General features: G+C 71.3%; 14 protein-coding genes. 8 read left to right on the top strand and 6 right to left on the bottom strand.

Features of this window, described 5'->3' with window-relative positions:
* Nucleotides 1-29 precede the first annotated feature (29 nt).
* Entirely contained in the window at nt 30-1,004 is a 975-nt protein-coding gene (locus HF999_RS03865; protein WP_168544431.1) for a hypothetical protein, read from the bottom strand.
* 144 nt (nt 1,005-1,148) lie between these two features.
* Here HF999_RS03865 and HF999_RS03860 point away from each other — a divergent pair, with 144 nt between their 5' ends.
* Nucleotides 1,149-1,772 carry a TetR/AcrR family transcriptional regulator gene (locus tag HF999_RS03860; protein WP_168544598.1) on the top strand — a complete coding sequence of 208 codons (624 nt, stop codon included), beginning with the start codon at nt 1,149-1,151 and terminating at the stop codon, nt 1,770-1,772.
* The gene (cobF, locus tag HF999_RS03855; protein WP_168544597.1) at nt 1,769-2,527 is read left to right on the top strand and encodes a precorrin-6A synthase (deacetylating); all 759 of its coding nucleotides are present in this window, start codon (nt 1,769-1,771) and stop codon (nt 2,525-2,527) included. The genes HF999_RS03860 and cobF overlap by 4 nt, the downstream gene beginning before the upstream one ends.
* Nucleotides 2,528-2,551: 24 nt before the next feature.
* On the opposite strand, the gene HF999_RS03850 is transcribed toward cobF, so the two are convergent.
* On the bottom strand, nt 2,552-3,301 hold the full coding sequence (locus HF999_RS03850; protein WP_168544596.1) for a 3'(2'),5'-bisphosphate nucleotidase CysQ: 750 nt from the start codon (nt 3,299-3,301) through the stop codon (nt 2,552-2,554).
* A 22-nt stretch (nt 3,302-3,323) separates the two neighbouring features.
* Between HF999_RS03850 and HF999_RS03845 the strand changes: the two genes are divergently transcribed.
* The 3 genes from HF999_RS03845 to efeB all read left to right on the top strand — a co-directional run bounded on the left by HF999_RS03845 (nt 3,324) and on the right by efeB (nt 7,562).
* Nucleotides 3,324-4,199 (top strand): DNA-formamidopyrimidine glycosylase family protein, encoded by an 876-nt coding sequence (locus HF999_RS03845; RefSeq protein ID WP_168544595.1) that lies wholly within the window; start codon nt 3,324-3,326, stop codon nt 4,197-4,199.
* Nucleotides 4,200-4,264: 65 nt separating this feature from the next.
* The gene (gene efeU / locus HF999_RS03840; protein WP_168544594.1) at nt 4,265-6,304 is read left to right on the top strand and encodes an iron uptake transporter permease EfeU; all 2,040 of its coding nucleotides are present in this window, start codon (nt 4,265-4,267) and stop codon (nt 6,302-6,304) included.
* A complete protein-coding gene (gene efeB / locus HF999_RS03835; RefSeq protein ID WP_168544593.1) occupies nt 6,294-7,562 on the top strand; it encodes an iron uptake transporter deferrochelatase/peroxidase subunit in 1,269 nt (422 codons plus the stop codon). Before efeU ends, efeB begins: the two co-directional genes overlap by 11 nt.
* Before the next feature lie 103 nt (nt 7,563-7,665).
* Here efeB and HF999_RS03830 read toward each other — a convergent pair whose 3' ends face one another.
* The 3 genes from HF999_RS03830 to yczR all read right to left on the bottom strand — a co-directional run bounded on the left by HF999_RS03830 (nt 7,666) and on the right by yczR (nt 10,404).
* Complete coding sequence (locus tag HF999_RS03830; RefSeq protein WP_168544592.1) at nt 7,666-8,286, bottom strand: DoxX family protein; 621 nt, start codon at nt 8,284-8,286, stop codon at nt 7,666-7,668.
* 95 nt (nt 8,287-8,381) lie between these two features.
* Nucleotides 8,382-8,879, bottom strand: coding sequence for a hypothetical protein (locus HF999_RS03825; protein WP_168544591.1), 498 nt, complete (start codon nt 8,877-8,879; stop codon nt 8,382-8,384).
* 55 nt (nt 8,880-8,934) lie between these two features.
* Entirely contained in the window at nt 8,935-10,404 is a 1,470-nt protein-coding gene (yczR, locus tag HF999_RS03820; protein ID WP_168544590.1) for a MocR-like transcription factor YczR, read from the bottom strand.
* Nucleotides 10,405-10,465: 61 nt separating this feature from the next.
* Here yczR and yczE point away from each other — a divergent pair, with 61 nt between their 5' ends.
* From yczE to HF999_RS03805, 3 genes are all read left to right on the top strand, one after another.
* A complete protein-coding gene (yczE, locus tag HF999_RS03815) occupies nt 10,466-11,182 on the top strand; it encodes a membrane protein YczE (RefSeq protein WP_210733424.1) in 717 nt (238 codons plus the stop codon).
* On the top strand, nt 11,101-11,838 hold the full coding sequence (locus tag HF999_RS03810) for an SDR family oxidoreductase (protein ID WP_168544589.1): 738 nt from the start codon (nt 11,101-11,103) through the stop codon (nt 11,836-11,838). Before yczE ends, HF999_RS03810 begins: the two co-directional genes overlap by 82 nt.
* A gap of 248 nt (nt 11,839-12,086) precedes the next feature.
* Complete coding sequence (locus tag HF999_RS03805; protein WP_168544588.1) at nt 12,087-12,317, top strand: hypothetical protein; 231 nt, start codon at nt 12,087-12,089, stop codon at nt 12,315-12,317.
* Here the strand turns inward: HF999_RS03805 and pgi are convergent.
* Complete coding sequence (pgi, locus tag HF999_RS03800) at nt 12,314-13,972, bottom strand: glucose-6-phosphate isomerase (RefSeq protein ID WP_210733423.1); 1,659 nt, start codon at nt 13,970-13,972, stop codon at nt 12,314-12,316. The two genes, HF999_RS03805 and pgi, sit on opposite strands and share 4 nt — an antisense overlap.
* Nucleotides 13,973-14,021 lie beyond the last annotated feature (49 nt).

The raw sequence follows: 14,021 nt of genomic DNA, 5'->3' as shown, positions 1-14,021 counted from the left end.
GGCGACCCGGGCGCCAGGGGCGCCCGGTGTCAGAGCGGCTGGGTCGGACTGTCGAACCGTGGGTCGCGGCGCGGGATCGCCTCGGTCTCGGGCTTCGGGGACACTCGCACGGGGCGCGGCGGGCGCTTGACCACGACCGTGTGCTGCTCCGACGGTGCCGCCTGGGGGGCCCTCGGGGGCTGCGCCCCGGTCGACCAGTTGCGGTCCCACTCCGGCTGGGGCCGGCGCCGTGCCACGGGCGCCACCGCGGTGTTCTGCTGCTCGGCCGGTGCCGGTGCCTGGACCGGTGCAGGCGCGGGGACCGGCGTGGACGGGGTGACCGGGCGCGCCCAGCTCTGGTCCGGGATCTGGCGGTACGACGGTGCCGCGGCCGGCTGCGGCGGCAGCGCCCCGGTCGGGGCGAAGGGCGGCGCCGGGACGGGCGGCAGCGGGGCCGCGGCAGGGGCGGACCGTCGGGCGAGGAACAGCGCGAGGGCACCGAGCAGCACCAGCACCGCGCCGACCACGACCACGTACGGCCCGAGGGCCGCGGCGGTGGTTATCGTCAGGCTCAGGCCCTCGACGGTGACCGTCTGCGAGCCGATCGGCGCGACGAGCGCGTACGCGCCGACGCCGAGCGCGCCCAGACCGCAGGCGCCCGCGGCCACCGCCAGCGGACGCCACGGGCGAACCGGCCCGAACGCCGCGACCGCGGCGAGGAGCAGCGCGGCGACCGCGAGGCCGATCACGGACCAGCCCGCCCACGCGGCGTGCACCGGAACGATCGAGGAGACGTCGCGCCCGGCGACGGACGGCATCGTCACCGCGCCGACGCCCGTCACCTCCGCGCGGACCTCCGACGGTAGGCCGGGCCACTGTGGGATCGTCGGGAGCTTCGCGGTCGCGGTGAACCAGGTCAGGAATGCCGAGGCGACGAGGCCGGCGCCGCCGGCAGCGGTGAGAACGAGCCCGGCGACGCGCGGCACGGTGCCGGTTCGCGGTGCAGCGGGCGTGGAATCGGGCATGGCGGGCCTCCTCGGGCGGGTCGTCCACGACGCTAGGCCGCTGCGGTTGGCGACCGCTTAAAGTCCGGCTGAATCGATGGCTACCGACGGGTACACTGAGCCGATGACACAGCCACGCGCAATCTGTCCCATCTGGGTTATCGGATGACCGCGGCGCTGCAGCAGACGGACGACCCGAAGGGGCGCGCGAAGACCCGTCGGCGGCTGATCCGGGCGGCGTACCTGGTGTTCGCGCAGCACGGCTACGGCTCGACGACCGTGAAGATGGTGTGCGAGGCGGCCGGGTTCACCAGGGGCGCGTTCTACTCGAACTTCACCAGCCTCGAGGAGTTGTTCATCGAGGTCTGGCGGTTCCACGTGCAGTGGATCATGGACATCATGGCGAAGGTGGTCGAGACCTACACGGTGCAGGGCGCCGACTACGGCAAGCTCATCGAGATGGCCGTGCGCGCGATCCCCGTCAACGAGCGCTGGCAGCGCGTGAACGCCGATTTCGTCGCCCTGTGCACCCGCACCCCCGAGCTCAACCAGACGGTGCGCGACGCGCAGCAGATGCTGCTCGCCAACATGATCCCCACGGTGATGCACGTCCTCGAGGCGGCGGGCCGCCGGGTCACCGCGCCCGAGGCGCTCGGCTACGCGCTGCTCGCCGTGCACGAGGGCACCGCGTCGTACTGCGTGATCGACCCGGACAACCAGACGCTCAAGCAGAACCGGATCGACCTGCTCACCGCGACGCTGAACATGTACAGCGAGCCGATCGCTTGAGCCGCACCGCACTGGTCATCGGCATCGGCGCCGGTGACCCGGGGCACGTCACCGTGGGCGCGATCGACGCGATGCGCGCCGCCGACGCCCTGTTCCTCCTCGACAAACCGAACGCGGGCACGCTCACCGGGATCCGGCAGGAGATCGTCGACCGGCACGCGCCGGACACCCCCGTCGTGCTCGTGCCCGACCCGCCGCGGGACCGGTCCGCCGAGCGCGGCGCCTCCCGGCCCGACGGTGCCTACGCCGCCAACGTCGGCGCGTGGCACGACGCCCGGGCCGCCGCGCTGGCCGACGCCCTCGTCGAGCACGTCCCCGAGGGCGGGAACGCCGGCTTCCTGGTCTGGGGCGACCCGTCGCTGTACGACTCGACGCTGCGGGTGATCGACCGCGTGTCCGCGACGATCCCGTTGGTGCCGAAGGTGATTCCCGGCATCACGAGCGTGCAGGCGCTCACCGCAGCGCACGCGATCCTGCTCAACCGGGTGGGTGAGCCGATCCACATCACCACCGGCCGCCGCCTGCACGAGGACGACGGCCGCAACACCGTCGTGATGCTCGACGCGGACTGCACCTTCCGCGAGACCGCCCACCCCGACGATCACATCTACTGGGGCGCCTACCTCGGCACCCCGGACGAGATCCTGCTCGACGGGCCGGTGTCCGAGGTCGGGGATCTCATCGCCCGCACCCGCGCCGAGGCTCGGGAGAAGCACGGCTGGATCATGGACGTCTACCTGCTCCGTCGCCCCTGAACGCCGGGGCGCCGACCCCGAGGCTCAGTTCAGCGCGTCGAGCACCTTCTCCGCCAGCTCCGGCCGGCAGATCACCAGGTCGGGGAGGTAGGGGTCGGGGTTGTTGTAGATGAGCTCGGAACCGTCGAGGCGCGAGCAGTGCAGGCCCGCGGCCCGCGCGACGCCGACGGGTGCGCAGGAGTCCCACTCGTACTGGCCGCCGGCGTGGAGGTACACGTCGACCTGGCCGGTGACGACGGCCATCGTCTTCACCCCGGCGGAACCCAGAGAGACGGGCGTGAGGCCGAGCGATTCCGCCACCCGGAACATGCCGGGCGTCGCGCGACTGCGCGACAGCGCGAGGTTGCCGGTCAGGGAGTCGGTGGGCGGCTCCACGGTGTCGGAGCGGAAGACCTGCCCCATCGCGGGCAGTGAGACGGCGCTCTGCACGGGCTGTCCGCCCCGGGTCAGCGCCACGTGCACGGCGTAGTCGGGGCGATGCGCGGCGTAGTCGCGGGTGCCGTCGAGCGGGTCGATCACCCAGACCCGGTCGGCGGAGAGTCGCGCCGTCGAATCGGGCGCCTCCTCCGAGAGCACTGCGTCGTGCGGCCGGTACCGATGCAGCACCTGCGCGATCCAGGCCTGCGCGAGCCGGTCGCCGGTGTCTCCGAGCACCCCGTCGTCCAGCAGCGACCCGTGCCGGATGGCCTGCAGGATGCGCCCGGCACCGTCGGCGATCTCGGCTGCGAGGTCGATGTCGGACAGGTCGCCGCCGGAACGGCCGAAGTAGGTCATACCCCCACACTAGATTGGAGGTATGCCGGAGCTTCCCGAGATCGCCGCGATCGCGGACTACGTGGGCGCCAAGGCCGTCGGAACGCAGGTCCGGCGGGTCGATGTGGCAGCGCTGTCCGTCCTCAAGACCTACGCGCCGGGCCCGCAGGACCTGGTCGGGGCCACCGTCACCGGCACCCGCCGGATCGGCAAGTATTTCGTTCTCGACGCGCGCAAGCCCGACGGTGAGCGGCTCTCCCTCGTGGTGCACCTCTCGCGTGCGGGGTGGTTGCGCTGGTCCGACAAGCTCTCGCCGACCCCGCTCAAACCGGGCGGTAAGTCACCGATCGCGCTGCGGGTCCACGTCGGGCCCGAGGGCGAGGGCTTCGATCTCACGGAGGCGGGCACGCAGAAACGGCTCGCGGTGTGGATCGTGCACGATCCACAGGAGATCGAGATGGTCGCCACCCTGGGGCCGGACGCGCTGGCCGTGACCCGCGACGAGTTCGCCGCGATCCTCGCGGGCTCGCGCGCGCAACTGAAGACCCTGCTGCGGGACCAGCGGACGATCGCGGGGATCGGCAACGCGTACTCGGACGAGATCCTGCACGCGGCCAAGCTCTCGCCCTTCGCGTCGGCGAGGTCGCTGGACGCGCAGCAGGCGGACGCCCTGTACGCCGCGATGCGCTCCGAGCTGCAGGACGCCGTGGACCGGTCCGTCGGGCAGCACGTCGCCACGCTCAAGGCGGAGAAGCGCTCGGGGATGCAGGTGCACGCCCGCACCGGCAGTCCGTGTCCCACCTGCGGCGATACGGTGCGCGAGGTCTCGTTCGCGGACCGTTCGTTCCAGTACTGCCCCACGTGCCAGACGGGTGGGAAGATCCTGGCGGATCGTCGGATGTCGAAGCTCCTGAAATAGGCGAAAACACCCGAAGGGTAGGCATCGCTTTGTGAAGAGCAGTAGGCGTGCCTTACCTTCTAAGCATGATCTGGGGTGATGCCGTCCCGAACTTCCTCATCGGCCTTCGTGAAGGTCTTGAGGCGGGACTTATTGTGAGCATCCTGCTGGCCGCCGTGAAGAAGTCGGGCGGCTCGCGGGTGCCGGTGTGGTTGGGCGCGCTGGGAGCGGCGTCGTTGTCGTTGAGCTTCGGCGCGGTGCTGACGTTCACGACCTCGGAGTTGTCGGCCACGGCGCGCGAGGTGGTCGCGGGCACGCTGAGCGTGCTCGCGGTGATCCTCGTGACGATCATGATCTTCTGGATGCGGCGCACGGCCGCGTCGCTGTCGAAGAGCCTGCGCGGCGATGTCGAGACCGCGCTCGCGCTCGGCGCGGGCGCGCTGGTGTTGACGGCCTTCTTCGCCGTCGCGCGCGAGGGCCTGGAGACCACGCTGTTCCTGTGGACCGCGGCGCGCGCCTCGGGCGACGCGATCGCCCCGGCGATCGGCGCCGCCATCGGCCTGCTGGTCGCCTTCGGGATCTGCGTGCTGCTCTACCGGCAGGCCGTCCGGCTCGACCTGGGGAAGTTCTTCCGCTACACGGCGGTGCTGCTCATCGTGGTGGCGGCCGGCGTGCTCGCCTACGGCCTCGGCGACCTGCAGAACGGCGGCGTCCTCCCGGGGCGTACCTGGCTCGCCTTCGACCTCAGCGGCACGATCAGCCCCGACTCGTGGTGGGTGGCGCTGATCAGCGGCGTCACGAACCTCGCGCCGAAGATGACGGTGCTGCAGGTCGTCGCCTGGATCGCGTACCTGGTGATCGTGCTGGGGCTGTTCCTCGGCACCACGCCGCCGGCGCCCGCCGACGGTGCGCACGACAAGGGCCGGTTCGAGGCCTGGGCCGCGCGCCTGGCCGGCCGCCGCACGCTGCCCGTCGCGGCCGTCGTGGTGCTCGTGCCGCTGCTCGTCGCCGGCCTGATCATCGCTCTCCTGCCCGCCAAGCCCCCGGCGGCGGGTGCGGTCACCGTCACCGCCGAGGACTGCGCGAAGGGCTTCTCCGGCGCGGGCCCGGGCCTGCAGCGCATCACCGTGACCAATAAGTCCGGCAAGTCCGGCGAGATCACCCTGGTCGACAGCGGCGACGCCGTGGTCGGCGAGATCGAGACGCTCGGGCCGGCCACCACCGCCGACCTGTCGGCGACGCTCGGCAACGGCGGCTACCAGTTCGTCTGCTACCTGGCGGGGCAGAAGGCCACGCGCTCGGCGCAGTTCACGGTCACCGGCGGTTCCGGAAACACCCCCCGGGCCGTCGCCCGCGTCACCAAGGACGACCTCGACGGCGTGAACGCGAAGTACCAGGACTACGTGCTGACGGTGCTGCCCTCGGTCGAGGAGGCCTTGGGCCGGGTGCGGAGCGCGCTGACGGGCGGGGACACCGCGGGCGCCAAGCGCGCCTGGCTCGACGCCATGACGGCGTGGGAGCGCGTCGGCGCCTCGTACAACAGCTTCGGCGACGCGGGCAAGGCCGTCGCAGGCCTGCCGGACGGGTTCGCCGACGGTGTCCGTGATCCCGACTTCTCCGGCATCCGGCGGATCGAGTTCGGGCTGTACACCGGCGAACCGTCGGCGGCGCTGGTGGCCGAGGTCGACAAGACCCTCGACGGGATCGCGAAGGTCCGCAAGGACCTGCGCACCGACGAGGTCGCAGGCGACCCCGTCAACCTGACCAAGCGCGCCCAGGAGATCCTCGAGGACGCGCTCCGGGATCACCTCACGGGCGTGAGCGATCAGGGCTCGCACTCGGGTTACGCGGCGACCGCTGCGGACGTCGACGCCACCCGTAGGGTGCTGCAGATCGTGGAACCGCTGCTCACGCCGCGCGACCCGAATCTGCTGCCGGCCGCGCGCCGCCAGCTCGACGACATCATCAAGGCCCTCGACGCCGTGAAGCGGCCCGACGGCACCTACCCGCCGCTCGATGCGCCCACGCTCGTGCAGCGGCAGAAGATCAACGGCACTGTCGGCGCGGCTCTGGAAACCCTGTCCGCCGTGCCCAACCTCCTGGAGGTCCCCAAGCATGACGGATGAGAACCCCACCGGCACGGGTCGCCGGAAGTTCCTGCAGGGCACGGCCGTCGGTGCGGTCGGGGTCGCGGCGGTCGGCGGCGTCCTCGCCGGGGGCGCCCGGAGCGATGCGGCGAGCTCCCGGGAGAACGGGGCTCCGGCGCCCGCGCAGTCGTATCCCTTCGAAGGGGGCCACCAGTCCGGCGTGCTGACGCCGCCGCCGTCGGCGAAGCAGGCATCGCTCATGGTCGCGGCGTTCGACGTGATCGCCACGGACCGTGCGGGTCTCGAGCAGCTGCTGCGGACGATCACCGAGCGGGCGCGGTTCCTCACCGAGGGCGGCGCCCCCGCCGATCTCGGTGTGGGGAAGCCGCCGTCGGACAGTGCGGTGCTCGGGCCCGTGGTCCCGGCCGACGGCCTGACGATCACGCTCGGCGTGGGGGACTCGCTGTTCGACGACCGGTTCGGGCTGAGCGGGCGCAAGCCGCGCAAGCTCAAGCCGATGACGGTGTTCCCGAACGACCAGCCGGACGCCGCGCAGATGCACGGCGACCTGGTGCTGCAGCTGTGTGCGAACAACCCCGACACCGTGCACCACGCGTTGCGCGACATCGCCAAGCACACGCGCGGCGCGATGCAGCTGCGGTGGAAGATGCAGGGCTACGGCGCCCCGCCGCGGCCTGAGGGCTCGTCGCGGAATCTGTTGGGCTTCAAGGACGGTACGGCTAATCCTGTGGGGAACCAGGCCGAGGAGCTGATCTGGGTCGCCCCGAAGAACGAGGCCGGCGAGCCGTCATGGACCGTGGGCGGCACCTACATGGTGGTGCGGCTCATCCGGATGCTGGTCGAGTTCTGGGACCGCGTCTCGATCGCGGAGCAGGAGGGGATGTTCGGCCGGCGTCGCGACAGCGGAGCGCCGCTCGACGGTGCGCAGGAGACCGACGACCCCGACTACTCGAAGGACCCGGACGGGACCGTCATTCCGACGGATTCGCATATCCGCCTGGCGAACCCGCGTGAGGGCGAGAAGACGGAGAAGCAGCGGCTGGTGCGCCGGTCGTACAACTACGACCTGGGCCTGGACATGAACGGCAACATGGCCTGCGGCCACGTGTTCATCTGCTTCCAGCAGGATGTCGAGGCGCAGTTCGAGGAGGTGCAGAAGCGGTTGATCGACGAGCCGCTCACCGACTACGTGACGCCCTTCGGCGGCGGTTACTTCTTCGCCGTGCCGGGTGTGCGCGGTAGCGACGACTTCCTGGGAGCCGGCCTGTTCCGGTAGCCGCGTGCCGGGCTCGGCGGAGTGAACGATGCCGCCGGATCCTGGGTGAGGGATCCGGCGGCGTTCGTCTTCTCGCGGCCGGTGAGTGCCGCGGCGGCGGGGACTACTTGATGAGCTTGTCCGCGCCGTCGTTCTCGCCCGTCTCCGGGTCGTAATCGCCGAGCAGGAAGTCGCCCTCGGCGGCCTCGTCCTCGATGGCCTGGGACACGGTCTCGGCCTGCGCCAGTGCGGCATTGCGGCGTGCGATGGTGACCGCGCCGCCCGCGACGGCGCCGCCGAGCGCGAGCGCCGTCAGCCAGGGCTTGTTCAGGCGGTCGCCCAGCAGGTGGTCGACGGAGTACTTGCCGGGGCCGGTGAGGGCCAGCGCGGCGGCCGCGACACCGAGGGTGATCGGGTACTCGTTGCCGCCACCCTGCGCGGCGAAGCCGTTGGGACGGTGCGCCTCGGCGGCGACGAGCATCGCGCCGACGCCACCCGCGGCGGCCAGCGGCGTCGCGGCGCCCAGTGCGAGCGCGGCGCCGGCCAGCTCACCCGCGCCCGCGAGCGCGGCGTTCGGCTTGCCGGGGGCGAAACCCATCGATTCGAACCCCTGGCCGGTGGCGTCCAGTCCGTGTCCACCGAACACGCCGAACAGCTTCTGTGCGCCGTGGTAGGCGAGTGCTCCGCCGACGGCGGTACGCAGGGCCAGAAGCCCCAGGTCACGTGCGGTGTTGTTATGTCCCATGTCTGGTGTCCCTTCCAGCGGCGGTCATCGGTTCCGGTGGTGTTCAACCGGACCGCGGTCCCGGTGATTCCGAGGAATGCGGATTGTGGCGGAAGTCACTGCGCGCGAGGGGTGTCTTCCGAGGCCCGTGCCGTCACTAGGCGCACGGTTCGCCAAGCGTAGGCGCCGGACACCGAGACGTATGCGACGAAGGCGACCAACTCGATCGGGGTCGGCCCATCGTGGCGAACCGCGAGGCCGGTCACGATCATCACGTCGAGGACGAGTCCCACGATGAAGCTCGCCGTGGCCCGGGCTGGTGTGTACGAATCGATGAACGGGATTTGTAATCCGTTGTCGGGGACGTAGTAGACGGGCATCTCGTCGATCGTCGTGCTGAGAAGCCGGTGCTCGACGACGCAGAGTGCGGCGCATGCGGCGAACGCGCCAAGGAGAAGTGTCGTCGTCACCCACCGGCCGTCGGGGGTGGCGAGCCAGACCCATCCCGCAGCTCCGATCAGGGCGCTCGAAGCGAGTGTGGCCGCCGCGATGAACGGCATGGCCGAGCGCCGGTCAAGGGGCGGATCGGCAGAGCCGGACGGATCGACGTTCACGTGAACAATGTATCGGTTCGCGGTGTTCTACTTCGCGAAGGTGCCTTTCGGACCGTCACACTACGAGCTGGCGCTCGAGGTCCGGCACGGACGCCCCGCCGGTGGCCCGACGGTACGCCGCGCCCACCAGCTCGATCGCCCGGCGGAGCTGGTCGGGGGGCAGCGAGTAGGGGATGCGGATGTTGCGCTCGAGGACACCGTCGACCCCGAAGGCGGAGCCGGCGGCGATGCGCACCCCGAGCCCCGCGGCGGCGGCCGCGGTGGCGGTGCCGACCGGCCGGGGCAGTGTCACCCACAGGCACAGGCCGCCGACTCCGGGCGAGACGGTGGCCCCCGGAAGGTGCTCGGTGACCGCATCGAGGGCGACCGCGCGACCGGCGCGCAGGGCGTCCAGCCGCCCGGGCAGGAAGTCGGCGAGGTGGTCGAGGGCGTAGCCGGCGGCGAGTTGCTCGAAGACGGCGCCGGCGAGGTCCATGTCGTGCCGGGCGGCGGTGAGCGCGTCGGGCGAGTTCTCCGTGCGGATCCAGCCCACGCGCAGGCCCGCCCAGATCGTCTTGCTCGCGGAGCCGATCGTGATGATCCGGGCGCCGCGCGGCGCGAAGGCCGCGACGGGCGGGGGAGCGGGCGCGTCGAGGGCCAGCTCGGCCATCGTCTCGTCGACGACGACGGGCACGCGGTATCGCGCGGAGATCTCCCCGAGTCGCCGCCGCCCGGCCTCGTCGAGGAGCAGGCCCGTCGGATTGTGGAAGTCGGGAATGGTGAAGATGATCCGCGGATTCTGTTGCTTCACCACGGCTTCCACCTGATCGAGGTCCCAGCCGTGTTCGGGGTGCAGCCCCACGGCGACGGGCCGCGCGTTGTGCCGGCGCAGGGCCAGGATGGTGCCGTGGTGGGTGGGCTGTTCGACGAGCACGCGGTCGCCCGGGTGCACGAGCGTGTCGAGCACGATCCGCAGTGCGTGCTGGGCGCCGGAGGTGACCAGCACCTGGTCCTCGGTCGTCGGCAGGCCGCGGTCGCGGTACCGCTGCGCGATCGACTCCCGCAGCGCCCGAACACCTCCCGGGTACAGGCCGATGCCGGCGAGATACGGCGGCGCGCATTCGAGGGCGTGCCGGTAGCCGTCGTGCACGATCTGGTCGGGCGCCGACGGCGCCGCGATGTTCAGCCGGATCAGGTCGGCCTCCGGGCCGGTGTCGGCGGGCTCGGCCGGTACCGCGTGGGGCAGCGTGAGCACGCTCCGCGCGCCCTGCCGGGACTGCAGATGCCCGCTGTCCCGGAGCTCGGCATAGGCCGCGGTCACCGTCGTCCTGCTGACCTCGAGGTGGGCCGCGAGCGCGCGCTCGCTCGGCAGCGCGGTCCCGACGGGGACCCGACCGTCGAGCACGAGCAGGCGCAGGGCCTCGGCGAGGGCCAGGTAGGCCGGACGCGGCGCGCGACGCGCCGGGCCCGTGCCACCGTCGGGCTTCCAGGAGCCGAGCTGGCGGGCGAGGGCGGCCGCACCGACGGTGCCAGTTGAGGGGAACATCGGTCCAGTGTCTCAGAACTGGCTATGGATTGCCATGCCACTTGCCGCCATTGTGGGTGTCATGACGATTCGACTGATCAAGCTGTTCGTGGGCCTGTGGCTGTACGGCACGGCCATGGTCGCGATCCTGCGCGCCGGACTCGGCAACATGCCGTGGGACGTGCTGCACCAGGGGCTCGCGGAGAAGATGGGCCTGTCGGTGGGCGTGGTCTCGATCATCGTGGGCGCGCTGGTGCTGCTGCTGTGGATACCCATCCGGCAGAAGCCGGGGTTCGGCACCGTCGCCAACGTGATCGTGATCGGCGTCGCCTTCGACACCATGGCACCGCTGTTCCCGGAAGACCCCGCGCTGGTCGTCGCGATCCCGATGATGCTCGGCGGCATCGTCCTCAACGCCTTCGCGACCGTCCTCTACATCGGGGCCGGCATGGGACCCGGCCCGCGGGACGGCTTGATGACGGGGCTCGTGGCCCGCACCGGCGGCTCGGTGCGGGTGGTGCGCACGTCGATGGAGGTGATCGTGGTGATCGTGGGCTTCCTGCTCGGCGGGACGCTCGGCGTCGGAACGCTGCTCTACGCGGTGGGCGTCGGCCCCCTGATCCAGCTGTTCGCGCGCACCGGCCTCGGCGGCCCGGCATTGGCGCGGGGCGGCCACACGCCCGGAGGGGCCGACGATGCGCTCGCTACTGTGGGGGAATGCGGATCCTCATCACCGGAGCCAGCTCCGGTCTCGGCGAAGGCATGGCGCGGACGTACGCGGAGCGCGGCGAGAACGTAGCTCTCCTCGCGCGGCGCCTCGACCGGCTCGAGGCGCTGCGCGCCGAACTGAGCGCCCGCCCCGGCGCGGGCGTCGTCGAGATCGGGCGGCTCGATGTCACGGATTTCGACGCGGTGCCCGTCGCCATCGCCGATGTCGTGGCGCGCCTGGGCGGGCTGGACCGCGCGGTCATCAACGCCGGCATCGGCAAGGGTGCGCCGCTCGGGACGGGCAGGGCGGACGCCAACCTGGAGACGATTCAGACCAACCTGACCGGTGCGCTCGCCCAGATCGAGGCGGTGCTGGAGCTCTTCCGCGCGCAGGGCCGCGGCCATCTCGTGCTCATCAGCTCCATCGCCGGCCAGCGCGGAATGCCCAAGGCGCAGACCGCGTACTCGGCGAGCAAGGCCGGCCTCACCGCGATCGGCGAGGGGCTGCAGGCGGAGTTCGCGGGCAGCGACATCTCGGTCACCGTGATCAAGCCGGGCTTCATCGAGACGGACATCAACAAGGGTGTGAAGACCTCGATGAAGTCCTCGCTCGACGACGGCGTCAAGGCTCTGGTCAAGGCCATCGACCGCGAGCCCAAGGAGGCGGCCGTGCCGTCGTGGCCGTGGACGCCGCTCGGGGCCGTGCTGCGCCACGGCCCGAACGAGCTGACCCGCCGCCTCATCTGACCCGCGCCGCACGGACTCCCATGGACACGATTTCGGCAGCGCGCTGCTGAAACTCATGGGCGCTGCCGAACCCCGTCCGCGTCGGAGAGAACCGGCAGCGCGCTGCCGAAACCTCGGCCGCTGAGCCGCCTCACCCGTTCGAGGTAGGGGCTCAGCCCCGAGCCGGTGGCCGCAGAACCCAGGGGCCGGCCCGGATGTGCGGCACCATCGTTGCTCCTAGCGTGAGGAGTGACGAAAGGTGGTGCGAAATGCGCACATTCATCAAGACCGCAATGATCTCGACGGTGGTCGGAGCCGCGTTGATTCTCGCGGCGGCTCCGGCGAACGCCGCGCCGTCGGACGACTACGACTACGCGTCCGGCGCGGTCGGCGAGTCCTGTGCGGGGCAGTCCTGGGGCAAGCTCGCCCTCGACCGGTACAGCGGCATCGTCCTCACCTGCACGGATTCCGGCGCCTGGCAGATCCCGAAGTACTCCTAGACCTTCCGGCCCCGCGCCTCGCGGTACCAGCGCACCTCGGCGTCGGTCGACGAGTCGAGCTCGGCGGTGGGGGCACCGTCGGACGCGATGACGGGGAGGAGGGCGTTGGCCTGGACCTTCCCGAGCTCGACGCCCCACTGGTCGAAGGCGTTGATGCCCCAGACGGCGGCCTCGGTGAACACCTGGTGCTCGTAGAGGGCGATGAGCTGGCCCACGACGGACGGGGTGAGCTTCGGCGCCAGGATCGTGGTGGTGGGCCGGTTCCCGGGCATCACCTTGTGCGGCACGACGGCGGGATACGTTCCCTCCGCACTGATCTCGGCGGCGGTCTTGCCGAACGCCAGCACCTTGGTCTGGGCGAACAGATTGCTCATGAGCAGGTCCTGCATGGTGCCGACGCCGTCGATGCTGGGCAGGTCGTCGGTCGACTCGGCGAAGCCGACGAAGTCCGCCGGCACCAGCCGGGTGCCCTGGTGCAGGAGCTGGAAGAAGGCGTGCTGGCCGTTGGTTCCCGGTTCGCCCCAGAAGATCTCGCCGGTGTCCACGGGCACGGGCGTGCCGTCGATGCGCACCGACTTGCCGTTCGACTCCATGGTCAGCTGCTGCAGGTAGGCGGGGAAGCGCGCGAGGTCCTGCGCGTAGGGGAGCACCGCGCGCGATTGCGCGCCGAAGAAATCGGAGTACCAGAGTCCGATGAGCCCCAACATGATCGGCGCGTTCTGCGCGATCGGCGCCGTGCGGAAGTGCTCGTCCACGGCGTGGAAGCCCGCGAGGAATTCGGCGAACCGCTCCCGGCCCACCGCGATCATCACCGACAGCCCGATCGCGGAGTCCACGGAGTAGCGGCCGCCGACCCAGTCCCAGAAGCCGAACATGTTCGCGGTGTCGATGCCGAAGGCCGAAACCCGCTCGGCGTTCGTCGAGACGGCGACGAAGTGCTTCGCGACTGCCTCCTCGCCGACGCCGAGCCGGTCCAGCAGCCAGGCCTTCGCCGCGTGCGCGTTGGTCAGCGTCTCCTGGGTGGAGAAGGTCTTCGAGGCGACGATGAAGAGCGTGGTCGCGGGGTTGAGCTGCGCGAGGGTGGCGGAGACGTCCGCGGGGTCCACGTTCGAGACGAAGTGGCACGTGATGCCGCGCTGCACGTAGGCCCGCAGCGCGCCGTAGACCATCGCGGGCCCGAGATCGCTGCCGCCGATGCCGATGTTGACCACGTCGGTGATGGGCTCGCCGGTCGCGCCGCGCCAGCGCTTGGCCCGGACCGCGTCGCTGAAGGCGCCCATCTTCTCGAGCACGTCGTGCACGTCGCCGGTCACGTCCTGCCCGTCGACGTGCAGGTCCAGGCTCGACGGTGCGCGCAGGGCCGTGTGCAGGACCGCGCGGTCCTCGGTGGAGTTGATGTGCTCACCCGCGAACATCGCGTCACGCCGGGCGGTGACCCCCGCGGCCTCCGCGAGCGCGGCCAGGAGCTCCAGCGTCTCGCGGGTGACACGGTGCTTGGAGTAGTCGATGTACAGATCGCCCACCCGGAAGACGAACTCGGCGCCGCGCTCCGGATCGGCGGCGAAGAGCTCGCGCAGGTGGACGCCGGACAGCTCGGAGAAGTGGTCGGCGAGGCTGCTCCAAGCGGGGGACGCGGTGATGTCGCTGTCGCTCATGGGCGCCAGCCTAGTGTCCGGGAGGGGATCCGCGCGCGGTTCCGAGCGG

Origin of the sequence: Tsukamurella spumae, from assembly GCF_012396015.1 — a bacterium.
Classification (GTDB): domain Bacteria; phylum Actinomycetota; class Actinomycetes; order Mycobacteriales; family Mycobacteriaceae; genus Tsukamurella; species Tsukamurella spumae.
This window is presented reverse-complemented; position numbering and strand designations above follow the sequence as displayed.